Consider the following 22,939-nt stretch of genomic DNA (forward strand, 5'->3'; position numbering starts at 1 on the left):
GGGCTTGCCCGCAACCTCAGCCCTGCGCCGCGAGTTCGGCCGCAACCTCGGCATCATGCTCGCCCAGCCGTGGCGCCGGGCGGCCCAGCGCGAGTTCGGCATCCGAGAACACGAAGGGCGAGCGGACGCCCGGGACGCCCGCCACCTCGATCCGCATGCCCCGGTGCAGGATCTGCGGATCGGCGAAGACCCCGGTCATGTCGTTGATCGGGCCGGCCGGCACGCCCTCGGCCTCGCAGGCCGCCAGCAGATCCGCCTTGCGCCAGCCGCGGGTGACGGCTGTCAACGCCTCGGTCAGGGCGGCCCGGTTCGTCACCCGGTCCGCGTTGGTCAGGAAGGCGGGCGCGGTCGCGAGGGCGGGAAGCCCCAGCAGCGCGCAAAGCCTGCGGTATTGCGCGTCGTTGCCGGTCGCAATGATGATCCAGCCGTCGGCGCAGTCGAAGACCGCATAGGGCGCGAGGTTCGGATGGGCGTTGCCCATCTTCCGGGGCGCCACGCCGGTCGCGAGGTAGTTCATCGCCTGATTGGCCATGATCCCCGCCGCAACATCCATCAACGCCATGTCGATCTGCTGCCCCCGGCCGGTGGTGGCGCGCTGGTGCAGGGCGGCAAGGATCGCCGTGGCCGCGTAGATCCCGGTGAAGATGTCGGTGACGGCCACGCCCACCTTCTGCGGCTGGCCCTCGGCCTCGCCGGTCACGCTCATCAGCCCGGCCATGCCCTGGATGATGAAGTCATAGCCCGCGCGGTGGGCATAGGGCCCCGTCTGTCCGAAGCCGGTGATCGAGCAGTAGACCAGCCGCGGATTGACCTCGCGCAGGCTGTCCCAGTCGAGGCGGTATTTTGCAAGGCCGCCGACCTTGAAGTTCTCGATCACCACATCGGCACCGGTCACCAGACGGCGAACGGTCTCCTGCCCCTCCGCGGTGCGGAAATCGGCCGTGACGGAGCGCTTCCCGCGGTTCGCGGCGTGAAAGTAGGCGGCCGAGCGGTCGCCCTCGCGCTCGATGAACGGAGGGCCCCAGCGGCGCGTGTCGTCGCCCTCCGGCGCCTCGACCTTGACGACATCGGCACCAAGGTCGGCCAGCACCTGCCCGGCCCAGGGCCCGGCCAGGATCCGGGCGAGTTCCACCACCCGGACGCCGGCGAGCGGTGCGCTCATCCCTTGGCAAGCTCCGCGTCGATGATCTTCCTCAGCTCCTCGTAGCCCATGTTCGAGTGCTTCGTGCCGTTCACGATCAGCGAGGGCGTCGCGGTGATGTCGTCGGCCTGGCTGTTCTTCTGGAACGCGGCCACCATGGCCTCGGCCTTGGCCTGGTCGTTCATGCAGGCGTCGAGCGCCGCGTCATCGAGGCCCGCGGTCTTGCCGATCCGGCGCAGGTTCGCCGCGACCTGCTGCGGATCGTCGGCCACCCATTCCTGCTGCTGGTCGAAGATCATGTCGGCGATGCCGAAATAGCGCATCTCGCCGCCGCAGCGCGCGATCATCGCGGCCCACAGGCCGTAGCGGTCGAAATAGACCTCGCGAAACACGAAGCGCACCTTGCCGGTGTCGATGTAGTCGCGCTTCAGGGGCGCCAGCACCTCGTTCTCGAAGGTGGCGCAATGCGGGCAAGTGAACGAGGCGTATTCGACGATCGTCACCGGCGCATCCTCGGCGCCCATCACCATGTCGGCCACCGCGGGCTGCGCCTCGGAGGTCGCGGCTTCCTGCGCACCCGCCGCCATCGGCGGCAGCAGCGTCTGGCCGGCGTCGCGGCCGGAGTTCCACAGCGCGAAGCCCGCCACCGTCGTGAGCGCCAGCGCCGCCAGCCCGAGTTTCTTGACCATTCCGTGCCTCTTCATGCTTTGGAGCGTGATAGGAAATTCTGCGCCAGCGTTTCAAGGGCCGTCCGGAGCCCCTCGTCCCGGACGCCCGCCGCCGCCTCGGCCGCGCGTGCCTTGACCACCGGATCGGCGGGCTTCGCGGCCTTCGGCGCGGGATCGAAGGCGGCCTGACCCTCGGCAAAGCCGCTCGGCGCGGTCTGGGTCAGCACGATCCGGTTGATCGCGGCATAGCCGTAGCAGGCATTGACCCGCTGCTTCAGCGCGGGAAGCTGCATCTGCACCAGAGGGGCATGGGCGGAGGGAACGAGGACGGTCAGCGTCGCCCCCAGCCCCTCGCGCGCGCCATAGCCCACCTTCACCGGCCGCGTCACCCGCGCCAGATCCTCGCCAGCAACCTCGGTCCAGTGGGTCAGAAGCCGCGTGACCGCGAAGCCGCGCTTTTCGCCGGCCATGCGGATCCGGTCCTGCAGGAGGCCCGACGCGGCCTCGAACCCGCGCATCCGGCGGGTGGGCTTGGGCTGAGGAGGGGCCGGGGCTCGGGTCATCTGTTCAATCCTGATCGAGGGCCTATCTTAGGCGCCGCGCCTCGGCGCGCCAGAGCAGCGCTGCGGGAGGGAGCATAAAGATTGCGTGACATCGAGGAAAGTCCAGGCGCCACCCTGCGCCTGCGCGACTGGTATGACCGCCATGCCCGCGTCCTGCCGTGGCGGGTCGGCCCCGGGGACCGGGCGGCGGGGGTGATGCCCGACCCCTACCGCGTATGGCTGTCCGAGATCATGCTGCAACAGACCACGGTCGCCGCGGTGAAGGACTACTTCCACCGCTTCACCACGCGCTGGCCGGACGTGGCGGCACTGGCCGCGGCCGAGGATGCCGAGGTCATGGCCGAATGGGCCGGGCTTGGCTATTACGCGCGGGCGCGCAACCTGCTGAAGGGCGCGCGGGCTGTGGTGGCGGACCATGGCGGGCGCTTCCCGCAGACACGCGACGGGCTGCTGACGCTGCCGGGCGTGGGACCATACACGGCGGCGGCCGTGGCGGCCATCGCCTTCGACGAGCCGGCGACCGTGGTCGATGGCAATGTCGAGCGTGTCGTGGCGCGGCTGTTCCGGGTCGAGACGCCGCTGGCCGCCGCGAAGCCCGAACTGACCCGCCTTGCGGCGATCCTGACGCCGCCACAACGGCCGGGCGATCACGCGCAGGCGATGATGGACCTCGGCGCGACGATCTGCACACCGCGCAACCCGGCCTGTGGCCTATGCCCGCTCGTCCACGACTGCGAGGCCCGCCGGGCGGGCGCGCAGGCCGAGCTTCCCCGCAAGGCGCCGAAGGCGGAGAAGCCGGTCCGCGAAGGCACGCTCTGGATCGCGCATCGCGCGGACGGGTCGGTGCTGCTCGAGACGCGGCCCGAAAAGGGCATGCTGGGCGGGATGCTCGGCTGGCCCGGCACCGACTGGGACCGCAGCGGCGGACCCTCCGGCGCGCCTCTGGTCGCCGACTGGCAGGACACGGGCGTCGAGGTCCGCCACACCTTCACCCATTTCCACTTGCGCCTGACGGTGCTTCTTGCCGAGGTGCCCGACACCGCCGACCCCTTGCGCGGGCGCTTCATCCCGCGCGCCACGTTCCGGCCCGCCGCGCTGCCCACGCTGATGCGCAAGGCATGGAACGTTGCCGCAGCGGCGATCGGTCACCCGAATGGCGGGGGGCGACTCGCATAGTCTGCCCGGCACCGACAGTAGTAAGTGGAGTAGTGAAATGGTTTCTCCTCCTGACGTCGTGAAGTCGAACACGCCCCCTATCGCGCAACTCAAGAGCGCGCTGCCCTTCGCGATCCCGCTCGCGATGGTGCCCCTGGCCCTGATCGGCGCCGCCTATGGCGGCTGGACGGTCCTGCTGCTGCCCCTCTTCGCATGGGGGCTCTTCGACGTGCTCGATCTCGTGCTTGGACAGAACACGAGGAACGAGGATCCCGCGACGGACGAGAAGGACCTGTTCTGGTTCCGTCTTCTCACCATGATATGGGTGCCGATACAGTTCCTGCTGCTGTTCGGCCTCATCGGATATGTCAGCAACACCACGGATCTGGGCCTGATCGGGAAGGTCGGCCTGTTCCTCGGGATCGGCGCGATGACCGGCACGGTCGGCCTCGTCTATGCCCATGAGCTGATCCACCGCAACACCCGGCTCGAGCGCTGGCTTGGCGACATCCTGCTCGCCATGGTGCTCTACAGCCACTTCCGCACCGGGCATCTGAAGACCCACCACCTCCATGTGGGTACGGCGCAGGATCCGGCGACCGCCCGATATGGCGAGGATTTCCCCGTCTATGCCCAGCGCGTGCTGACCGAGGGTCACCGGCGCGCCTGGGAGACCGAGGCCGATCTGCTCAGGCGGGCCGGCCGTCCCCTTCATTCGATCCGGAACCCGTTCTGGGTCTATGGCTCGCTGCAACTCGTCATGGTCGGCCTTGCGCTGGCGCTGGGCGGCGCGCAGGGGCTTCTGCTGTTCCTCGTGCAGGCGATCGTCGCGGTCTGCCAGCTCGAGCTGATCAACTATGTCGCGCACTACGGCCTGACCCGCCGCATCCTGCCCGACGGCACGGCCGAGCCGGTCCTGCCACGTCACAGCTGGAACTCGGCGCAGAAGGCGTCGAACTGGCTGCTGATCAACCTGCAGCGCCATTCGGATCATCACGGGAACCCCGACCGGCGCTACCCGCTCCTCCAGACCCTTCCGGAGGATGCGGCCCCGCAACTGCCCCATGGCTATCTGGTGATGGCGGCCATGGCGCTCTATCCGAAGGTCTGGCAGAGCCGGATGAACCCGCGCGTCCAGGCCTGGCGGACAAGACACTATCCGGACGTCCAGGACTGGGCGCCCTACAACTTCGGTCAGCAGTCAGCGGCCGCCGGACCCGCACCGGCTGCGCCGGCCGCCGCGCCTGCGGCTGTCCCTGCGCCGGAGGCGCCGGCTCCAGTTACCGAAACGACGCCCTGACATGAAAAGACCTCGCCGTGGCGACACGGCGAGGGAAGTGGTGCCGCGGCGCAGAACCTGCGGCACAGGCGGAACCGGGGTTCTGCTGTTCAGTTCGGGCGGGGGTCTTCCATCTCCGCCCGGATCTGCTGGCGGAGGATGTCGATGGGGATCATCTTCCCCTCGCGCTTGTAGCACCAGTAGGTCCAGCCGTTGCAGGACGGCGCGCCTTCCAGCGCGGCACCCACCTGGTGGATCGAGCCCTTGACGTCATTGCCAATCAGCGTGCCGTCGGCGCGCACCTTGGCCTTGTGCCGGTTGTTCATCGAGTAAAGCTCTTCGCCCGGCCGCAGCATGCCGCGTTCGACCAGCTGTCCGAAGGGCACGCGCGGCTCGGCCCTCTTCGAGCCCGAAACCTCGATCGCCGAGGCGTCGAACCGGCGAACCCGCGCCAGACGGTCGGCTGCAACCTTGCGGTAGCCTTCCTCGCGCTCGATCCCGATGAAGTCGCGGCCGAGCATCTTGGCGACGGCGCCGGTGGTGCCGGTTCCGAAGAACGGGTCGAGCACCACGTCGCCCGGGTTGGTCGTCGCCACCAGCACGCGATGCAGCAGCGCCTCGGGCTTCTGGGTCGGGTGGGCCTTGTCGCCCGCCTCGTCCTTCAGCCGCTCATGGCCGGTGCAGATCGGGATCACCCAGTCCGAGCGCATCTGGATGCCCTCGTTCAGCGCCTTCAGTGCCTCGTAGTTGAAGGTGTATTTGCTGGCTTCCTGCTTAGAGGCCCAGATCAGCGTCTCGTGCGCGTTGGTCAGCCGCTTGCCCTTGAAGTTCGGCATGGGGTTCGACTTGCGCCAGACCACGTCGTTCAGGATCCAGTAGCCCTGATCCTGCAGCGCGGCGCCGACGCGGAAGATGTTGTGATAGCTGCCGATCACCCAGATCGCGCCATTGGGCTTCAGCAGCCGGCGGGCGGCGGCGAGCCATTCGCGGGTGAACTGGTCGTAGGAGGCGAAGCTGGAGAACTGGTCCCAGTGGTCGTCCACCGCATCCACCCGGCTGTTGTCCGGCCGGTGCAGGTCGCCCCGCAGTTGCAGGTTATAGGGAGGATCGGCGAAGATCAGGTCCACCGAGCATTCGGGCAGGGACCGCATCACCTCGATGCAATCGCCCGCAAGGATCTGGTTCAGCGGAAGCGTCGCCGCTTCCGTCGTCTTCGTTCTCGTCGCCATTCTCTGCCTCTGACCCGGCGTTCGTTCGCCGTTTTATGGTCCCAGAGGATGAGTCATTGGCGAATCGCCGTCAAATTCTTTTTTGAATCAAAGGCTTATGGTTGCCTCTTGATACAAGATGTTGTGGACGGGCTTGAACGAACGCCTATGGTGAGGGGTGGGGCCAAGATCTAGAAGCGCCTGCAGATGTTCAGGCGTGCCATAGCCCGCATTGGTTCCCCAGCCGTAGCCGGGATGCTGTTGCGCCAAATCCACCATGATGCGGTCGCGCGTGACCTTGGCCACGATCGAGGCCGCGGCGATCGACAGGCACAGCGCATCGCCGCGGACGATTGGCCGGCACGGATGCGGCAAGCCCTTGGGAATCATGTTCCCGTCGATCAGCGCGATGTCGGGGGCGCAGGGCAGCGCCGCAAGCGCCCGCGCCATGGCGAGATGGCTGGCCTGCAGGATGTTGAGCCGGTCGATCTCCTCGACCGTGGCATGGGCGACCGAGACCTCGGCCACGGCGAGGATCTCCATCGCCAACGCCTCGCGCCGGGGTGCGGACAGCTTCTTGCTGTCGTTGAGCCCCTCGGGGATGCGGCCGGGCCGAAGGCGGACCGCAGCCGCCGTTACCGGGCCTGCCAGCGGACCGCGGCCGACCTCGTCGACGCCGACGATGCAGGTGAAGCCTTCGGCGAAGGCGGCGGTCTCATGGGTCCAGTCGGGGCAGTCGCTTTCCATGCCCGAGCATTAGCCCGGGTGCGGCAGGGCGTGAAGGGGCGCGATGAAGCGGGGGCGGAAGCGATCGTGCCTTCCGCCCCCGCGGTGGAGGCGCATCGGGGGAAATGCGCCCCCTGTTCAGTGCCCGCCGTTCAGTGCTTGTAGCCGTAGCGATAGAGGCACTGCGCGCCATAGACGTAGCCTTCGCCGCGCGTGCGGGTCATGCAGGCGTCCGGCAGGTTGCGCCGCAGGGCCACGCTGCCGCGTTCGTCAAGGCACCGCGCGCCATAGACGTAGCGGCCGTCGGCGGTGCGGGTCAGACACCGGTCCGGCAACTCGCGCCGGGTCGCGTCGTCGCGGCGGTCGTCATTCCGGCGGTCCCAGTCGTCATTCCGGCCCCGGTCGTCGCGGTCGCGCCAGTAGTCGGAGGGCGGCGGATCGTAGGTGCTCCATCCCGGCCTGCCATAAGCCTGATCGTCCACCGGCGCACATGCCGATCCGAGCATGGCGACAAGGATCGGAATGCCCAGCGTCGTGGCGATGCGTCTCACCGGGATCATGCGCTTCCTCCTGCTCTGCGCGCGGCTCCTGCGCCGGGCGCTCTGGCCAATGTTCTCGTCCCTCGGCGCCGGCGGCGCAATATCGGACCCTTGATAGGCGATAACAGCGGGGGGTCCGGCGCTTGGACATTGATTATCGTGCCCCCGCTGCCCATGATCGCGCAAACAGAAACCCGGAGCAGTTCCATGAGACTTTCCGCCCTGCTGGTCGCGCTCGCGCTTGCGGGCGCGCTTGCCGTGCCGGCCGAGGCGGCCTGCTATGCCGATTACAAGGCCAAGCGGGACCGCCCCCCCCTGCGCCTGCACTACGGCGTGGCGCAGGTGTCCGACAACGCCTGCAACCGCAAGGCTGCCGCGCGCGTTCTCAGGCCGCGGCTGAACCAGGCGGGCTGGACGTTGCTCAACGTTCTGTCCACCTTCGGCCCGGAAGGACTGGACGAAAGGAGAGCGAGTGCAGGACGCTTCTTCCTCCGCTACTGACGCGCTTCGCGCCGGAAACCGCGTGGTGGCCGGCGGGATCGCGGTCATCGTGCTGATCCTTGCCGCCGCCGCCGTCTTCCTGTTCCTGAACCTGCCCGACGCCGACGCCTTCAACGCGCGGGTCGAGCGGCTGTTCGTCGAGGTGGACGCGCTCCGCTCCGGCCCCGAGATCCGGCTGCTGGAGATCCTCGCCCAGTCCGGCACCACCTTCTCGGAGGTGCTGGCGAGCTACCGGATGGTGATCTTCGTGCTGCTGGTGTTCTCGACATCGCTTCTGGTGGCGGCGCTGGTGCTGCTTGTCACCATCGTGGCGCTGAACCGGCGGATGTCGGCGATCCAGCGCTCGGGCATCCAGGTCGCCTCGCTGATGATCAGCCGCGAGAGCCGGTCGGTCTACATCAATGACATGGAATTCTCGCTGACCGAGGCGGCGATCGAGACGCTTTCGGTGCTGGCCGAGGCGCGGATGGACGACGACGTGCTGACCGGCGCGCAGATCGAAGCGGTGATCTCGGGCAAGAACGTGGCCGACTGCGACGAGGCGGCGGGGGCCACGCGGGTGAAGCGGCTGCGCGATGCGCTGGGCAACCAGCTGGTGAGCGAGTTGCTGGTCAAGACCATCGCCCGGCGCGGCTACATGCTGGCGGTGGGCAAGGACACGATCCGGATGGTCTAGAGAAAGCCGATCCATCGACCGGCGACCAGCACCGACAGCCAGAGCGCGGCTGACAGCAGTGCCGCCATCCGCAGCGGGGGCTGGGCAACCCCTCCGCTGCGGGCCTCCGCCCAGGCGCGGCTGCGGTGGACGAGCGCCAGGTTCAGCACGGCGGCGGCCACCAGCGGCAGCTTCACAAGGAAGGCGCGGTTCGCCAGATACTCCGCCGGATCGACGCTGAAGAGCCAGAGCCCGGTGGCCAACGCCAGCCCGAGGCCCGCCGCCGCGCTGCGGGCGAGAACCGGCGCGACCGCCGCCACGCGTGCGCCCGATGCCAGCATCAGGTCAAGCGGCAGGATCGCCCCGAGCAGAAGCCCGATCCCGAGGATATGCGCCGCATTGACCAGAAGATAGGCGGTGCCCGACCCTCGCAGGAGCTGCGCGCCCGGCCAGCCCTGCAGGATCTCGATCACCTCAGTTCTCGGGTCCGATCATCTCGGGGTAGAAATCGTATTTCTTGCCGTCGATGGTGATGCGGACCGCCTTCATCAGGTTCCGGCCGTCGCTGGCACGATGCCCGAGCACATGCACGGCGACCCCGGGCTGCGCCGTGTCGGCGGTGAAGCCCGCGCGTTCGGTGCGACCGGGATTGCCGAGTTCGACGGTCCAGCGCGCGCCGTCGGGGGCGATCAGCTCCAGCTCGGGATGGGGCGGCGCCATCGACACCGACTGAAGCTCGCCCGTCACCTGCGAAAGCTGGTCTTCGGCCCAGTTCCAGCCGTGATGGGCGAAGGCGGCTGTCGCCGAAAGGCCGGCTGCGAGGGCGATGCCGAGGCGGGAAATGCTCATGGCCTGTCTCCGTGCTGTTCCTGCCCCAACGCTGCAGACGCCCCATGGGATCATCGCCCGCCGGTCACTCCTTGTTGAACGGCCGGGCTGGGCCCGCCTGCCGGCCTGCGCCGTTCCGTCGCGAGGGGCCCAAACGCGCCCCCTGTCACGCCGCCTGTCACGCCGCTGCCGCAAAACTCTTGCATCACAGGGGGGGTGGCCCTATACGCCCCGTCTTTCCTGTTCGAACGGGGGCTCGATTGATCCAGACACCCTTCTACCTGATCGATTCGGCCAGCCTCGCGCGGAACATGGCTGTCATCGACCGTCTTCGGGCGGCCTCGGGCGCCAAGGCGCTGCTTGCGCTCAAGTGCTTCGCCACCTGGCCGGCCTTCGACTTGATGCGCGACCACATGGACGGCACCACCTCCTCGTCGCTCTACGAGCTTCGGCTGGGGCGCGAGAAGTTCGGCAAGGAAACCCATGCCTATTCGGTCGCCTGGCCAGATCACGAGATCGACGAGGCGGTGGGCTACGCCGACAAGATCATCTTCAACTCGATCGGCCAGCTTGAGCGGTTCAAGGACCGGTGCGGCGGCATCGCGCGTGGCCTGCGTCTGAATCCGGGCCTGTCCACCTCGGGCTTCGACCTTGCCGATCCGGCGCGTCCCTTCAGCCGGCTGGGCGAATGGAGCGCCGAACGGATCGAGTCGGTGCTGCCGGATATCTCGGGCGTGATGATCCACTACAACTGCGAGAACGCGGATTTTGCCCTGTTCGACCGCCAGCTTTCCGACATCGAGGCCCGCTTCGGCACGATCCTGTCGCGCCTCGACTGGGTCAGCCTTGGCGGCGGCATCCACTTCACCGGCGAGGGCTATCCGGTCGAGCGTCTGGCCGAGCGGCTGCGCGCCTTCTCGCAGGCCCATGGCGTGCAGGTCTATCTGGAGCCGGGGGAGGCCGCGATCACGCGCTCGGCCACGCTGGAGGTGACGGTTCTCGACATCCTCGACAATGGCAAGAAGCTGGCCATCGTCGACAGCTCGGTCGAGGCGCACATGCTCGACCTGCTGATCTACCGCCAGTCGGCGAAGATGGAGCCGGACGAGGGCGCGCACAGCTACATGGTCTGCGGCAAGTCCTGCCTTGCGGGCGACATCTTCGGCGAGTTCCGCTTCAGGGAACCGCTGCGGGTCGGCGACCGTCTCTCCATCTCGGATGCCGCCGGCTATACCATGGTCAAGAAGAACTGGTTCAACGGGGTCAAGATGCCGAGCATCGTCCTTCGCGAGCCCGACGGATCGCTGCGCGTCGCGCGCGAGTTCGGCTATGCCGACTATGCCTCCAGCCTCGGCTGAGTGAGGCGCTTCCCTCTGTCCTTGAAGGAGACGGTTCGAAGTGAGGAAGAACGTGTTGATCATCGGTGCCGGCGGCGTCGCACAGGTGGTGGCGCACAAATGCGCGCAGTCGAATGACGTGCTGGGCGACCTGCACATCGCCTCGCGCACGGTCGCGAAATGCGAGGCGATCATCGCCTCGGTGCACGAAAAGCGCGCGATGAAGGTGCCGGGCACGTTCGAGGCCCATGCCGTCGATGCAATGGACACCGCCGCCGTGGCCGGGCTGATCCGCAAGACCGGCGCGCAGATCGTGATCAACGTGGGGTCCGCCTTCGTAAACATGCCGGTGCTGGAAGCCTGTATCGAGACCGGCGCGGCCTACATGGACACGGCAATCCACGAGGACCCGAAGAAGATCTGCGAGACGCCGCCGTGGTATGGCAACTACGAATGGCAGCGCCGCGACCGCTGCGCGGCGGCGGGCGTGACGGCGATCCTCGGCGTGGGCTTCGATCCGGGCGTGGTGAACGCCTATGCCCGTCTCGCGGCGGACGAGTATGTCGAGAAGATCGAGTCGATCGACATCGTGGACATCAACGCAGGCTCGCACGGCCGCTGGTTCTCGACCAACTTCGACCCCGAGATCAACTTCCGCGAGTTCACCGGCACGGTCTATTCGTGGCAGAACGGCGCGTGGCAGTCGAACCGCATGTTCGAGGTGGGGCAGACCTTCGATCTGCCCGTGGTGGGGCCGCAGAAGGCCTATCTCACCGGCCATGACGAGGTGCACTCGCTGTCGGCGAACTTCCCGCAGGCCGACGTGCGCTTCTGGATGGGCTTCTCGGACCATTACATCAACGTCTTCACCGTGCTGAAGAACCTCGGCCTGCTCTCGGAACAGCCGGTCAGGACCGCCGAGGGGCTGGAGGTCGTGCCGCTGAAGGTGGTGAAGGCGGTCCTGCCCGATCCGTCCTCGCTCGCGCCCGACTACACCGGCAAGACCTGCATCGGCGACATCGTGAAGGGCACCACGAACGGCCAGCCGGTCGAGGTCTTCATCTACAACGTGGCCGACCATGCCGAGGCCTATGCCGAGGTCGGCGCGCAGGGGATCAGCTACACCGCGGGCGTGCCCCCGGTGGCTGCGGCCATCCTGATCGCCAACGGCACCTGGGACGTGAAGAAGATGGTGAACGTCGAGGAGCTGGACCCTCGGCCGTTCCTCGGCCTCCTGAACCGGATGGGCCTGCCCAGCCGGATCAGGGACGCAGAAGGCGACCGCCCGCTCGAGTTCTGATCACGCAGCCTCGGCCGTGGCGGTGGGCGCTGCGGCCGGGGACTCGCTGCGCGCCACGCCGCGGTTGCGGATCGGATCGGCCAGCAGGCGCAGGCCGTTCAGCACGACGAGCACCGTGCCGCCCTCGTGGCCGATCACGGCCAGCGGCAGCGGCAGGTCGAAGAACAGCCCGCCCACCACCAGCGTCACCATCGCTCCCATCGCGAAGACCAGGTTCTGCCGGATGATGAGGGCGGTCCGCCGCGCCAGCCGGTGAGCCGCCGCCAGCCGGGTTATGTCCTCGGACAGAAGCGCCACGTCGGCGGCCTGAAGCGCCACTTCCGAGCCCGCAGCCCCCATGGCGATGCCCACGTCGGCCCGCGCGAGGGCGGCGGCGTCGTTCACCCCGTCACCCACGAAGGCCATGCGGCCCTGTGCGGCAAGCTCGGCCACGATGCGCACCTTGTCCTCGGGCAGGAGTTCGGCGTGGATCTCGTCGCGGGCTATGCCGAGGCTGGCGCCGATCCGTTCAGCCACCGCGCGGCGGTCGCCGGTCAGCATCTCGACCCGGCCGATGCCGGCGGCGCGCAGCGCCTCGATGCCGGGGCGCGAACTGTCGCGCGGCCGGTCGGCCACCGTCAGCGCCCCGATCAGCCGGGCGCCACGCCCCAGCAGAACCATGGTCCGCGCGCCCTGATGCAGCGCCGAGATGGCCTCAGGGTGATCGACCGGCCCGCCCCGCGCGCCCATCCGCGCCGCAAGCCGGGCGTTGCCGGCCCAGATCATGCCCTGGTCATCGACCCCGACCATGCCTTCGCCCGGCACCGCCCGGGCCTCGCGCACCGGGAAGGGGGTGAGCCCGCGCGCCTCAGCCTCGTGCCGGATCGCATCGGCGATGGGATGTTCGGAATGGGCCTCGAGACCGGCGAGGCGCGACAGGAAGTCGTCGCGGTCGCCGTCGCAGACGATCTCGACCACCTCCTGCCGGCCGGTGGTCAGCGTTCCGGTCTTGTCGAAGGCGAAGGTGCGCACCTTGGCCAGCGTCTCCAGCGCCGCGCCGCCCTTGAACAGCACACCGCCGCGCGCCGCCACGGAAAGCGCCGACAGGATCGCGGCCGGCACCGAGATCACGATGGCGCAGGGGCTGGCCGCGACAAGCAGCGTCGCCGCGCGGTAGAGCGCATCATCCCACGGCCGTCCGACCCAGAGAAAGGCCAGCAGCGCCGCGATGGACCCCGCAAGAACCGCCACGGTGTAGCGCTGGCCGAACCATTCGCTGAACCGCTCTGACGGGGCCCGCGCGGCCTGCGCCTCGGTGACCAGCTGGATCATCCGGGCGACGGTGCTTTCGCCGAGCGGACGGCGCACCTCGACCTCGAGCACGCCATGCAGGTTCACCGTCGCCTCGAACACCTGCACGCCGCGCGTCTTCAGCACGGGAACGGACTCGCCGGTGATGGTGGATTCGTCGATCGAGCCCTCGCCCTCGACGACCACGCCATCCACCGGGACCCGCGCGCCGGGGCGAAGCACCACGACGTCGCCGGGCCGCAGATCCTCGACCGGAACCTCCTCGGTGCCGCTTGCCGTGCGGCGCAGGGCACGGTCCGGACGAAGCTCCATCAGCGCCTCGATGGCCCGGCGGGCGCGGCCCATCGCGCGGTGTTCCAGCGTGGTGGACAGGCTGAAGAGCGTCAGCAGCACCGCGCCTTCGAGTGCCGCGCCGACCGCCGCCGCGGCAAGCGCCGCAATGACCATCAGAAGGTCGATGTCCAGCTCGCGCTCCTGCCACAGCGTCGTAAGGGCGCGGATCGCGGCCGGCACGCCGCCGGCAAGGAAGACGACGAGGATGGCCGCGGCCTCGGCGATGTCGCGGATCTCCGACGATCCGGCCGGCCCCCAGCGCAGCCCCACCGCCACCAGCATCCCTGCCAGCGTCAGCCCCGTCAGGACCAGGCGTGTCCGCTCTTCGATCATCGTCACCATCCGTCTCAACCGCAACACTGCAACGGAGATGGCGCATCCGCGACGGGCTGTCGCGCGCTAACGACTCGCAATCGGCGGAGCGCGTCAAGTTGCCCCGCCCCTGCGACGTCAGGCCCCGTCCTGCGGGTCCTTCGGATCCTGGCCCGGCTGCTTCTGCGAGCGCTTCGGCCCCGCCTCGCCCGGATCCTCGCGGCCCTTTCCGGCCGGGTCGATCTGCTGCTGGCGCTGGTCGACCACGTTGCCCTCGCGCCGGCGGTCGCCCGGCGCGGACTTGTCCTTGTCTGCCATGATGTCCTCCATGCCGGCTGAACCGCTCAGGGGGTCATCCGTTCCACCGCCTCGTCCCGGAAGCGGCGCGTCTCGAGCGCGGCTGCCATCAGCGTCCGGGTATAGGGTTCCCGCGGCTGGTCGAAGATCTGGTCGGTCTGGCCTTCCTCGACGATGCGACCCTCCTTCATCACCACGATGTAGTCGGACAGCGCCCGCACTACCGCAAGATCATGGCTGATGAACAGGTAGGACAGGTCGTGGCGCGCCTGCAGGTCGCGCAGCAGGTCAACGATCTGCTTCTGCACCGACCTGTCCAGCGCCGACGTCGGCTCGTCCAGCACGATCAGCTTCGGCTTCAGGATCATCGACCGCGCGATGGCGATGCGCTGGCGCTGCCCGCCCGAGAACTCGTGCGGGTAGCGGTTGCGCATGTCGGGCGACAGGCCCACCTCGGCCAGCGCCTCGCCGGCGCGCCGGTCGCGCTCGCGCCCCGAAAGGTCCGGCTCGTGGATCTTCAGGCCCTCGGTGATGATCCGGCCCACCGTCATCCGCGGCGAGAGGCTGCCGAACGGGTCCTGGAACACCAGCTGCATCCGCCGCCGCAGGGGGCGCATCTCGGCCGCGTCGCGGCTCAGTTCGCGCCCCTCGAAGCTGACCAGCCCCGTCGAGGGCAGGAGCCTGAGCAAGGCCCGGCCCAGCGTGGACTTGCCCGAACCGCTTTCGCCGACGATGCCGATGGTCTGCCCCTGCCGCAGCCGGACCGACACCCCGTCCACCGCGCGCAACTCGTCGGGCTTCGAGAACAGCCCGCCGCCCCGGGTGAAGGTCACCTCGACCTGCCGCCCCTCCATCAGCACGGGGGCGGTCTCGGGCGGGGGCAGCTTGTGCCCCCCGGGCTCGGCATCCAGCAGCATCCGCGTGTAGGGATGCCGCGGCGCAGTGAAGAGCCGCCCCGTCTCGCCGGTCTCGACCACCTCTCCCGCCTGCATCACATAGACCCGGTCGGCGAAGCGCTGCACGATGCCGAGGTCGTGGGTGATGAACAGGATCGCCATGCCCAGCCTCTGCTGGAGATCCGCCAGCAGCGCGAGGATCTGCGCCTGGATCGTCACGTCGAGCGCCGTCGTGGGTTCGTCCGCGATCAGGATGTCGGGATCGCAGGCCAAGGCCATCGCGATCATCACCCGCTGGCGCTGCCCGCCCGACAGTTCGTGCGGGTAGCTGTCGATCCGCCGTTCCGGCTCGGGAATGCCGACGAGGCGCAGCAGGTCGATGATCCGCGGCCGGGCAGCGCGCTTCGAGAGGCCCCGGTGGAAGCGCAAGGGCTCGGCCAGTTGCTCGCCGATCCGGTAGAGCGGGTCGAGCGAGGTCATCGGTTCCTGGAAGATCATGGTGATCTTGTCGCCACGGACCTTGTTCAGCTCGCGCTCTGGCAGGCCGATCAGCTCGCGCCCCCGGTAGCGGGCCGAGCCGGTGGCGCGGCCGTTCTGCGCAAGCAGGCCCATCAGCGCCATGGTCGTCTGGCTTTTCCCCGATCCGCTTTCGCCGACGATGGCGACGGTCTCGCCGGGCATCACGGTGAGGTCGATGCCGCGCACCGCCTGCACCTCGCCGTCGTTGGTCTGGAAGGTGACCCGCAGGCCCTTCACGTCGAGAACCGGCTCCATCGTCAGCGGTCCTTCGGGTCGAGGCTGTCGCGCAATCCGTCGCCAAGGAAGTTCAGCGCAAAGAGGATCGCGGTCAGCGTGAGGGCGGGCCAGATCAGGAGCCACGGCGCGCCGCGCATGTTGGCAGCGCCCTCCGAGATCAGCAGGCCGAGCGAGGTCAAGGGTTCCTGCACCCCGAGGCCGAGGAAGGACAGCAGGCTTTCCAGCAGGATCGCCTTCGGGACCAGCAGGGTGACGAAGACGATCACCGGCCCCAGCGTGTTCGGCACGATATGGCGCATCAGGATGCCCGCGCGGGTCGATCCCAGCGCCTCGGCGGCCTGCACGAACTCCTGCCGCTTCAGGCTGAGGGTCTGGCCGCGGACGATGCGGGCCATGTCGAGCCATTCGGTCGCGCCGATGGCGATGAAGATGATGACGAGGTTCCGCCCGAAGAACACCACCAGCAGGATCACGAAGAAGATGAACGGCAGCGAATAGAGGATGTCCACCACCCGCATCATCACGTTGTCCACCCGTCCGCCCAGATACCCCGAGATCGCCCCGTAGGCGACGCCCAAGAGCAGCGCCATCGCCGAGGCGAGAAGCCCGATGGCCAGCGAGATCCGCACCCCGATGAAGATGCGCGACATCAGGTCCCGGCCGATCGCGTCGGTGCCGAACAGGAAATAGAGCTGCTCGACCTCGGCCGTCAGCGTGCCGCTGCGCCCGTCGGGGCCAAGTTCGAGCTTCGGATTCAGGAACAGGTCCGAGCGCTGGAAATAGCGCAGGATGCGCTCGTCGATCGGCTCGTCGTCGGTGATGTCGACCGAGACGATGCCGTTCTCCAGCACCGGCGTGCCCTCGATCCGGGCGCGAGCCATGGTGCGTTCGAAATTCGGGATTACCACGTCGGCGCGCGGATAGGGCTCGAGGCTCGCCGGCGCGCGCACGAATTGCGGGTAGACGCGGGTGTAGTCGTGCGGGCTGAGCCAGGGGCCGAAGATCCCCACCAGCGCAAGGAAGGCCAGCACCAGCGCCGAGGCGACCGCGGCGCGGTTGCGCCGCAGCCGGATCCACGCGTCCTGCCAGAGCGAGCGGCCGGCCACGGCCTTCGGGGCGATACTCATGGGCGCTTCAGTCATAGCGCACCCGCGGGTCGAGAAGGGTGTAGAGCAGGTCCACGATCAGGTTGAACAGCAGGATGAAGAGCGCGATCACCACCACCGTGCCCATGACCAGCGTGTAGTCGCGCCCCAAGGCACCTTGCACGAAGTACCGTCCGATGCCGGGCAGGCCGAAGATGGTCTCGACCACGACCGAGCCGGTCAGCAACCCCGCCGCGGTCGGCCCCAGATAGCTGACCGCCGGCAGCATCGCGGCACGCAGCGCGTGCTTCACCACCACGGTCCGCGCCGGAAGGCCATAGGCCCGCGCCGTGCGGACGTGGTTCGAGCGCAGCGCCTCGATCGTCGCGCCGCGTACCAGTCGCGCGATCACCGCCACCTGCGGCAGCGCCAGCGTCACCACCGGCAACACCCAGTAGGCAGGGTCGGACGCCGACCAGCCCCCCGCGGGCAGCCAGCGCAGCATGACGCCGAAGAACAGGCTGAGGAGCGGCGCCACCACGAAGTTCGGCGTGGTGATGCCGAAGGTTGCGAGCCCCACGATGGAATAATCGAGCCACGAGTTCTGCCGCAGCGCCGCAAGCGCCCCCAGCGCCGTGCCGATCAGCACGGCAAGCGAGATCGCGAGGCCCCCCAGCAGCATCGACACCGGCAATCCGGCGGCGAAGAGGTCGTTCACCGTGAAATCGCGCTTCGTGAAACTCGGGCCGAGGTCGCCCCTCAGCAGGTTCCCCATGTAGGTCAGGTATTGCGACCAGAGCGAGCCATCGAGGTCATAGGCCCGCTTGAGGTTCTCCATGATCAGCGGGTCTAGCGGGCGTTCAAGGTCGAACGGCCCGCCGGGCGCCAGCCGGATCATGAAGAAGGTCAGCGTGACGATGATGAAGACGGTCGGCACGGCGCTGGAGAGCCGTCTCAGGGTGTAACGCAACATGGGAAGCCCTCGCAAAAGCGGGCGGGCCGGCGGCCCGCCCCGGTGCCGTCACTCGGTCAGCGAGAGCCAGCGGGTGCGGTGGGCATCCTGGATGTTGTCCTCGTAGCCCTGCACCTTGTCGGCCACCAGCGAGCGCGAGGAATAGGTCAGGATCGGGATGGCCGGCACCTCGGCCAGCAGCAGCGTCTCGGCCTCGGCCAGAACCGCGGCGCGCTCCTGCAGGTCGAGCGTGGTCTCGGCCTTGGTCAGCAGCGCGTCATAGTCGGCGTTCTTCCAGCGCGGATAGTTGAACTGCACGTCGGATTCGAACAGGAACAGGAAGTTCTGCGGATCGGAATAGTCGCCGATCCAGCCCGCGCGCACGATGTCGAAGGCGCCGCCCTCGCGCAGGTAGTTGAAGTAGCCCGTCCCCTCCATCTCGTTCAGCGTGGCGTTGATGCCGACGTTCTTCAACATGTCGGCCACCGCCGTCATCGTGTTCTTGTGGTTCTCGCCCGAGTTGTAGGAGAGCTGCACGGTCAGGCTGCCCTCGGACACGCCCGCCTCCTGAAGCAGCGCCTTGGCCTTGTCCTCGCGGTCGAGAAGGTCCGCCTCGGCATAGTCGAGCATCGGGGGCTGCTCGACATAGTTGGCGATGCCCGGCGGGACCATCGAATAGCCGGGCAGCATCGTCTCCTGCCAGACCTCGGTGGCGAGGAACTCGCGGTCGATCACCATGGAGATCGCCTGCCGGACCTTCGGGTCCTTCAGCGGGCTGCCGTCGGCGCCCTTCACCGGCAGGTAGTAGGTGCCCAGATAGGGCGCGATGCGCAGCTGGTCGCCCAGGTTCTCGCGCATGTAGGTCATCTGTTCCGCCGGCACGTCCGAGCAGATCTGCACCTCGCCGGCCTCGAAGCGGCGCAGGCAGGCCGAGCGGTCCTCGAAGGGCACCCATTCGACGCGGTCGATCTTCACCTCGGCGGCGCGGTGGAAATGCGGGTTCTTCGCCATCACGATCCGGTCGTTCGGAACGAAGCGTTCCAGCATGTAGGCGCCGTTCGTGACCAGCACGCCGGGCTTGGTGAAGTTCGCGCCCTCCGCCTCGACCGTCTTGCGGTGCATCGGCAGCGCGGTCTGGTGGGTCATCAGCTCCAGGAAATAGGGCGTGGGCGCGTTCAGCGTGATCTTCAGCGTGTGGTCGTCCACCGCCTCGACGCCCAGTTCCTCGGGCTGCATCTGGCCGGCCGTGATGGCTTCCGCGTTCTTGATCGGGAAGAGGATGCTGGCATAGCCCGCCGCGGTGGCTGGCGTCATGATCCGGCGGTAGGCGAAGACGAAGTCGCCGGCGGTCACGGGGTCGCCATTCGACCATTTCGCCGTGGGGCGCAGCTTGAAGGTATAGGTCAGGCCGTCCTGGGAGATCTCCCAGCTTTCCGCCACTCCCGGCACCACCTCGGCCTTCGCGTCATGCACGACCAGACCCTCATACAGGTCGTGCAGGATGTTGGATTCCGACACCGTCGAGGTGAGGTGATGGTCGAGCGTCGCAGGGTCCGTGTCGTTGCCGCGGACGAGCGTGACCTGTGCAGCGGCGATCCCGGCCGTCCCCGCGAGAAGGGCAAGGGCGCAGACGCCCGTGCGGATCGAGAGCGAAATCATGGCGAAGGTCCTCCTTGTTGTCGTTCTGGTTGTGTTGATCTATCCGCACCGGCCCGCCGTCCCGGAAGCCGTGGTGCCGCAACGGCATGAGGATCTGAGCGGAAATCCGCCGGCTGCGGATCGAACCCGCGGCCCCCGGCCCGGTTCCGCCACCGCGTCAGGGCGCCAGCGCCCGACCCTCGGCAATGCGCAGGCGGTTGTGGATGTCGGTGGCTGCGACCTCGGCCTGCGCCATCGCGACGGCGATCTGGTTGAGGCCGGTCACCACGTCGCCGGCGGCCCAGACGCCGGGCAGGCCGGTGCGCTGGCGCGCGTCCGTCTCGATCCGTCCATCCGGCGACAGCGGCAGGCCCAGTTCGCGTGCGAGCATGGTCTGCGGATCGTTCCCGAATCCCGCATAGGCGGCATCGAACTGCGCCTCCGATCCATCGCCGAAATGCAGAACAACGCCGACGTCGCCGCCGGCCTCGATCCTGCGGACCGGCCGCGCCTCGATCCGCACCCCGGCATGGTCCAGCATCTCGCGCTGGTCGGCCGGCAGTTCGACCGGCGTCAGGGTGACCAGCGTCAGATCGGCCGTGTAGCCGCGCAGGAACAGCGCCTCGCCGATCGCACAGCCGGCATGGCCCAGCACCGCGATGCGACGGTCGATCACCTCGTAGGCGTCGCAGATCGGGCACTGGCGGATGATGCCCTCGCGCACCCGCGCCACGGCGTCCGGCAGGTCCGGCAGGCGGTCGCGGATCCCGGTGGCGAGGATCAGTTGCCGGGTCAGAAGCGTCCCGCCCTCGGTGCCGACCGCGATGCGGCCGTCCGCCAGCACCTTGGCGGTCGTTGCGGCGGCGCGGCGCGGCTCCACGCCGAACCGGGAGAGCTGTTCGCGCATCCGTGCAAGCAGGTCAGGGCCGCCGATCCCGTCCGGAAAGGCGGGGTGGTTGTGCGAGCGCGGGATCAACGAGGCGCGGCTTTCCCCGCCGTCGAGCAGCGTGACGTTGCGCCGGAACCGGGCGAGGAAAATGGCGGCGGTCAGGCCGGCGGGTCCGGCGCCCACCACGATGCAGTCGGACGTTTGGTCCATGTTCCCTCCGCAGCTTCTTCACCCGGAACCTTCGGGGGACGATTGTCGTTCCGCTCGGGATGATCATATTGCAGGAATGGCCACGGCCCATCGGGCTTCGGCCGCGTGGTGTCAGGGGAGAGTTGCCGGATGATCGCGACCGGGGAGCCGTTGCAGACTGCAGGCGTCGTCGCGGATCGTGCCCTTCGAACAGGCTCGGCCGCCGTCAAGGTGCTGGACTGCGAGGCACGTCCCCTTGATCCCGATGCCATTCCGGCCGAGGGTGCGCGACTGAGCCTTGTCCGCGACCCGCGCCGCCCCTTCGTGTCGGGGGCGGTCCTGCTGCTGGACGAGGCCGGCGGTGCGGTGGCCGAGCTTCCGCCGCTGCCCGTCCGCATGCTCGCGGCCCTGCTTGACAACGGCTGCCACGTCTTTGCGCTGGTGGCGGGATCAGGCCCGCGCCTGCGGGTCTCCATCCACCTCGCGCCCCCGGTCTAGCCGCCGGACCGCCTTGCCCGCGCAAATGCGGGACCAGCGTCTTTCGCCCGATATCCGGTGATTTCGCAATGGCCGCTCGGCCTGCCCGCGCGCGCGATCCGGGGGCCCTGCGCGTGGCAGGAGGCGGCGGGGCAGCCTGTGCGCGATCTGGCGGCGACGGCCCCGCCACTGTGCGCTCTTGCCGAGGAAAGTGACTCAAATTCGCCGCAATCAGATCCGAAAAAGCTCTCTTTCCTATGATAGCTCGGCATCAGGGGTCCCGAAGGCGCGCACGAATGGCAAACTTCAAGAGCACGAACGGCGACGACTTTTTCGAGGGGTCGGATCGCAAGGATGATGTCGATGGCCTCGCGGGCAATGACACGCTGAAGGGGGGCGGGGGCAATGACATCCTCCGCGGTGGCACCGGGGACGATTCGCTCGCGGGCGACGCCGGTCGCGACCTGCTGGATGGTGGCGACGGCAACGACACCCTCAGCGGCGGCGCGGGCGGGGATGCGCTCAGCGGCGGGCGGGGGCTGGACATCGCCGATTACAGCGGGTCGAACGCGGGGGTGACCGTCAACCTGACGAACGGGACCGCGTGGGGCGGGGACGCCGACGGCGACAGCTTCGAGGGGATCGACGGGCTGACAGGCTCGGCCTACAACGACCGGCTGACGGGGTTCGACCAGGTCGGAACGGGTGCCGACGATACCTTCACCAACGTCATCCGCGGCGGCGGCGGAAACGATACCATCGACGGGCGTGGCGGGGCCGACAGCCTTTACGGCGATGACGGCAACGACAGCGTCATCGGCGGTGCGGGCGACGATCTGGTCGAGGGCGGCACGGGCAACGACACGCTGCAGGGCGATGCAGGCCGGGACATCCTCGACGGCGGTGCGGGGGACGACAGCCTGTCCGGCGGCGCGGACGCCGATATCCTTTCGGGCGGGACCGGCAACGACCAGCTTGACGGCGGGGACGGGGCCGATCTGCTCGACGGCGGCGAGGGCAGCGACACGCTGACCGGCGGAGCAGGCAACGACACGCTGCTTGCCGGCGCCGGTGACGTGATCATTGGCGGCGAGAGTGCCGATGGAAGCGACCGGGACGTCCTGATCCTGAACACCGGCGGCAACCGGCACTACACGATCGTCCGGGACGCGCCGGGCTCCGAATCCGGCTACATCCACTTCCAGACGCCGGACGGCCCGCAGTCCGTCCGGTTCCAGGACATCGAGGAGATCCGCGCGGTTCCCTGCTTCACTCCCGGGACCCGGATCCTGACCCTGCGCGGCGAGGTCGCCGTCGAGGCGCTGAAGGCCGGCGACATGGTGCTGACACGCGACAACGGCTACCTGCCGCTACGCTGGGTGGGCAAGCGCCGCCTCGGCCCCGAAGTGCTGGCGCGGGCGCCCGAGTTGCGGCCGATCCTGATCCGGCGCGGCGCGCTGGGCCCCTGCCGGCCGGAGCGCGACATGATGGTCTCGCGCCAGCACCGCATGCTGGTCTGGGGCGCGCGGGCCGAACTGCTGTTCGGCGAGGGCGAGGTGCTGGTTCGGGCGCTCCACCTTCTCAGTTTGCCGGGCGTCGAGGAAGCGGCGGTGGAGGAGGTAACCTATATACACATCCTCTTCGACCGGCACGAGATCGTCATGGCCGATGGCGCCTGGACCGAAAGCTTCCAGCCCGGCGACCGGACGCTCGATGGTCTTGATGCCGACCAGCGGGCCGAGCTGTTCGCGATCTTCCCGGAACTGCAGGGCGAGGCGGGCGGAAAGCTCTTCACGGCAGCGCGTCCGACGCTGCGCGCCCACGAGGTGCGCGCCCTGCTGGCGGCCTGACCGCAGGGCGTTCCGCAGCGGCGGGAGCGGCTGCGGCCGCGCCATTCGAGCTTGCGGCGGGCCGGGGTGGCGCGG

The 22,939-nt window shown here is 68.6% G+C and carries 23 protein-coding genes; 8 read left to right on the plus strand and 15 right to left on the minus strand.

What is annotated here, in order from left to right; translation table 11 throughout:
• Positions 1–16: 16 nt before the first annotated feature.
• The 3 genes from CK951_RS00295 to CK951_RS00305 are packed head-to-tail and all read right to left on the minus strand — an operon-like array spanning position 17 to position 2,372.
• Entirely contained in the window at positions 17–1,162 is a 1,146-nt protein-coding gene (locus CK951_RS00295; protein WP_096784281.1) for a CaiB/BaiF CoA-transferase family protein, read from the minus strand.
• Entirely contained in the window at positions 1,159–1,830 is a 672-nt protein-coding gene (locus CK951_RS00300) for a DsbA family protein (RefSeq protein ID WP_198402376.1), read from the minus strand. The genes CK951_RS00295 and CK951_RS00300 overlap by 4 nt, the downstream gene beginning before the upstream one ends.
• Before the next feature lie 11 nt (positions 1,831–1,841).
• Positions 1,842–2,372, minus strand: coding sequence for a DUF721 domain-containing protein (locus CK951_RS00305; RefSeq protein WP_096784283.1), 531 nt, complete (start codon positions 2,370–2,372; stop codon positions 1,842–1,844).
• An 81-nt stretch (positions 2,373–2,453) separates the two neighbouring features.
• On the opposite strand from CK951_RS00305, the gene mutY reads away from it, so the two are divergent.
• Both mutY and CK951_RS00315 read left to right on the plus strand, forming a co-directional pair.
• A complete protein-coding gene (gene mutY, locus CK951_RS00310) occupies positions 2,454–3,548 on the plus strand; it encodes an A/G-specific adenine glycosylase (RefSeq protein ID WP_096784284.1) in 1,095 nt (364 codons plus the stop codon).
• Positions 3,549–3,585: 37 nt separating this feature from the next.
• Positions 3,586–4,827: an alkane 1-monooxygenase gene (locus tag CK951_RS00315; protein ID WP_096784285.1), complete on the plus strand. Its 1,242-nt coding sequence runs from the start codon at positions 3,586–3,588 to the stop codon at positions 4,825–4,827.
• 89 nt (positions 4,828–4,916) lie between these two features.
• On the opposite strand, the gene CK951_RS00320 is transcribed toward CK951_RS00315, so the two are convergent.
• From CK951_RS00320 to CK951_RS00330, 3 genes are all read right to left on the minus strand, one after another.
• Positions 4,917–6,035: a site-specific DNA-methyltransferase gene (locus tag CK951_RS00320; protein WP_096784286.1), complete on the minus strand. Its 1,119-nt coding sequence runs from the start codon at positions 6,033–6,035 to the stop codon at positions 4,917–4,919.
• Positions 6,036–6,122: 87 nt separating this feature from the next.
• Positions 6,123–6,761 carry a ribonuclease HII gene (locus CK951_RS00325; RefSeq protein ID WP_096784287.1) on the minus strand — a complete coding sequence of 213 codons (639 nt, stop codon included), beginning with the start codon at positions 6,759–6,761 and terminating at the stop codon, positions 6,123–6,125.
• A 131-nt stretch (positions 6,762–6,892) separates the two neighbouring features.
• Complete coding sequence (locus CK951_RS00330) at positions 6,893–7,300, minus strand: hypothetical protein (protein ID WP_096784288.1); 408 nt, start codon at positions 7,298–7,300, stop codon at positions 6,893–6,895.
• A gap of 186 nt (positions 7,301–7,486) precedes the next feature.
• On the opposite strand from CK951_RS00330, the gene CK951_RS00335 reads away from it, so the two are divergent.
• Together CK951_RS00335 and CK951_RS00340 are read left to right on the plus strand one after the other, a co-directional pair.
• A complete protein-coding gene (locus CK951_RS00335) occupies positions 7,487–7,780 on the plus strand; it encodes a hypothetical protein (RefSeq protein WP_096784289.1) in 294 nt (97 codons plus the stop codon).
• On the plus strand, positions 7,752–8,456 hold the full coding sequence (locus CK951_RS00340; protein ID WP_096784290.1) for a helix-turn-helix domain-containing protein: 705 nt from the start codon (positions 7,752–7,754) through the stop codon (positions 8,454–8,456). The genes CK951_RS00335 and CK951_RS00340 overlap by 29 nt, the downstream gene beginning before the upstream one ends.
• On the opposite strand, the gene CK951_RS00345 is transcribed toward CK951_RS00340, so the two are convergent.
• Positions 8,453–8,908, minus strand: a complete 456-nt coding sequence (locus CK951_RS00345) for a DUF2214 domain-containing protein (RefSeq protein ID WP_096784291.1) — start codon at positions 8,906–8,908, stop codon at positions 8,453–8,455. The genes CK951_RS00340 and CK951_RS00345 overlap by 4 nt on opposite strands.
• 1 nt (position 8,909) lies before the next feature.
• Positions 8,910–9,284, minus strand: coding sequence for a DUF6152 family protein (locus tag CK951_RS00350; RefSeq protein ID WP_096784292.1), 375 nt, complete (start codon positions 9,282–9,284; stop codon positions 8,910–8,912).
• A gap of 239 nt (positions 9,285–9,523) precedes the next feature.
• On the opposite strand from CK951_RS00350, the gene CK951_RS00355 reads away from it, so the two are divergent.
• Both CK951_RS00355 and CK951_RS00360 read left to right on the plus strand, forming a co-directional pair.
• Positions 9,524–10,621, plus strand: a complete 1,098-nt coding sequence (locus CK951_RS00355) for a carboxynorspermidine decarboxylase (RefSeq protein ID WP_096784293.1) — start codon at positions 9,524–9,526, stop codon at positions 10,619–10,621.
• Positions 10,622–10,661: 40 nt separating this feature from the next.
• The gene (locus CK951_RS00360) at positions 10,662–11,900 is read left to right on the plus strand and encodes a saccharopine dehydrogenase family protein (RefSeq protein WP_096784294.1); all 1,239 of its coding nucleotides are present in this window, start codon (positions 10,662–10,664) and stop codon (positions 11,898–11,900) included.
• Here CK951_RS00360 and CK951_RS00365 read toward each other — a convergent pair whose 3' ends face one another.
• The 7 genes from CK951_RS00365 to CK951_RS00395 form a co-directional block, all read right to left on the minus strand.
• On the minus strand, positions 11,901–13,865 hold the full coding sequence (locus tag CK951_RS00365) for a heavy metal translocating P-type ATPase (RefSeq protein WP_394341552.1): 1,965 nt from the start codon (positions 13,863–13,865) through the stop codon (positions 11,901–11,903). It abuts the gene before it with no gap.
• Positions 13,866–13,973: 108 nt separating this feature from the next.
• Positions 13,974–14,153 carry a hypothetical protein gene (locus tag CK951_RS00370; RefSeq protein WP_096787110.1) on the minus strand — a complete coding sequence of 60 codons (180 nt, stop codon included), beginning with the start codon at positions 14,151–14,153 and terminating at the stop codon, positions 13,974–13,976.
• Positions 14,154–14,179: 26 nt separating this feature from the next.
• Positions 14,180–15,802, minus strand: a complete 1,623-nt coding sequence (locus CK951_RS00375; protein ID WP_096784296.1) for an ABC transporter ATP-binding protein — start codon at positions 15,800–15,802, stop codon at positions 14,180–14,182.
• A 2-nt stretch (positions 15,803–15,804) separates the two neighbouring features.
• A complete protein-coding gene (locus CK951_RS00380; protein WP_232520648.1) occupies positions 15,805–16,911 on the minus strand; it encodes an ABC transporter permease subunit in 1,107 nt (368 codons plus the stop codon).
• A 7-nt stretch (positions 16,912–16,918) separates the two neighbouring features.
• Positions 16,919–17,842, minus strand: coding sequence for an ABC transporter permease subunit (locus CK951_RS00385; protein ID WP_096784298.1), 924 nt, complete (start codon positions 17,840–17,842; stop codon positions 16,919–16,921).
• Between the two features lie 48 nt (positions 17,843–17,890).
• The gene (locus tag CK951_RS00390; protein ID WP_096784299.1) at positions 17,891–19,480 is read right to left on the minus strand and encodes a peptide ABC transporter substrate-binding protein; all 1,590 of its coding nucleotides are present in this window, start codon (positions 19,478–19,480) and stop codon (positions 17,891–17,893) included.
• Positions 19,481–19,637: 157 nt separating this feature from the next.
• The gene (locus tag CK951_RS00395) at positions 19,638–20,558 is read right to left on the minus strand and encodes an NAD(P)/FAD-dependent oxidoreductase (protein WP_096784300.1); all 921 of its coding nucleotides are present in this window, start codon (positions 20,556–20,558) and stop codon (positions 19,638–19,640) included.
• Positions 20,559–20,687: 129 nt separating this feature from the next.
• On the opposite strand from CK951_RS00395, the gene CK951_RS00400 reads away from it, so the two are divergent.
• Complete coding sequence (locus tag CK951_RS00400; protein ID WP_096784301.1) at positions 20,688–21,035, plus strand: hypothetical protein; 348 nt, start codon at positions 20,688–20,690, stop codon at positions 21,033–21,035.
• A gap of 275 nt (positions 21,036–21,310) precedes the next feature.
• The gene (locus CK951_RS00405; RefSeq protein ID WP_096784302.1) at positions 21,311–22,864 is read left to right on the plus strand and encodes a Hint domain-containing protein; all 1,554 of its coding nucleotides are present in this window, start codon (positions 21,311–21,313) and stop codon (positions 22,862–22,864) included.
• The last annotated feature ends 75 nt before the right edge of the window (positions 22,865–22,939 follow it).

Origin of the sequence: Rhodobacter sp. CZR27 (genome assembly GCF_002407205.1) — a bacterium.
GTDB lineage: Bacteria > Pseudomonadota > Alphaproteobacteria > Rhodobacterales > Rhodobacteraceae > Cereibacter_A.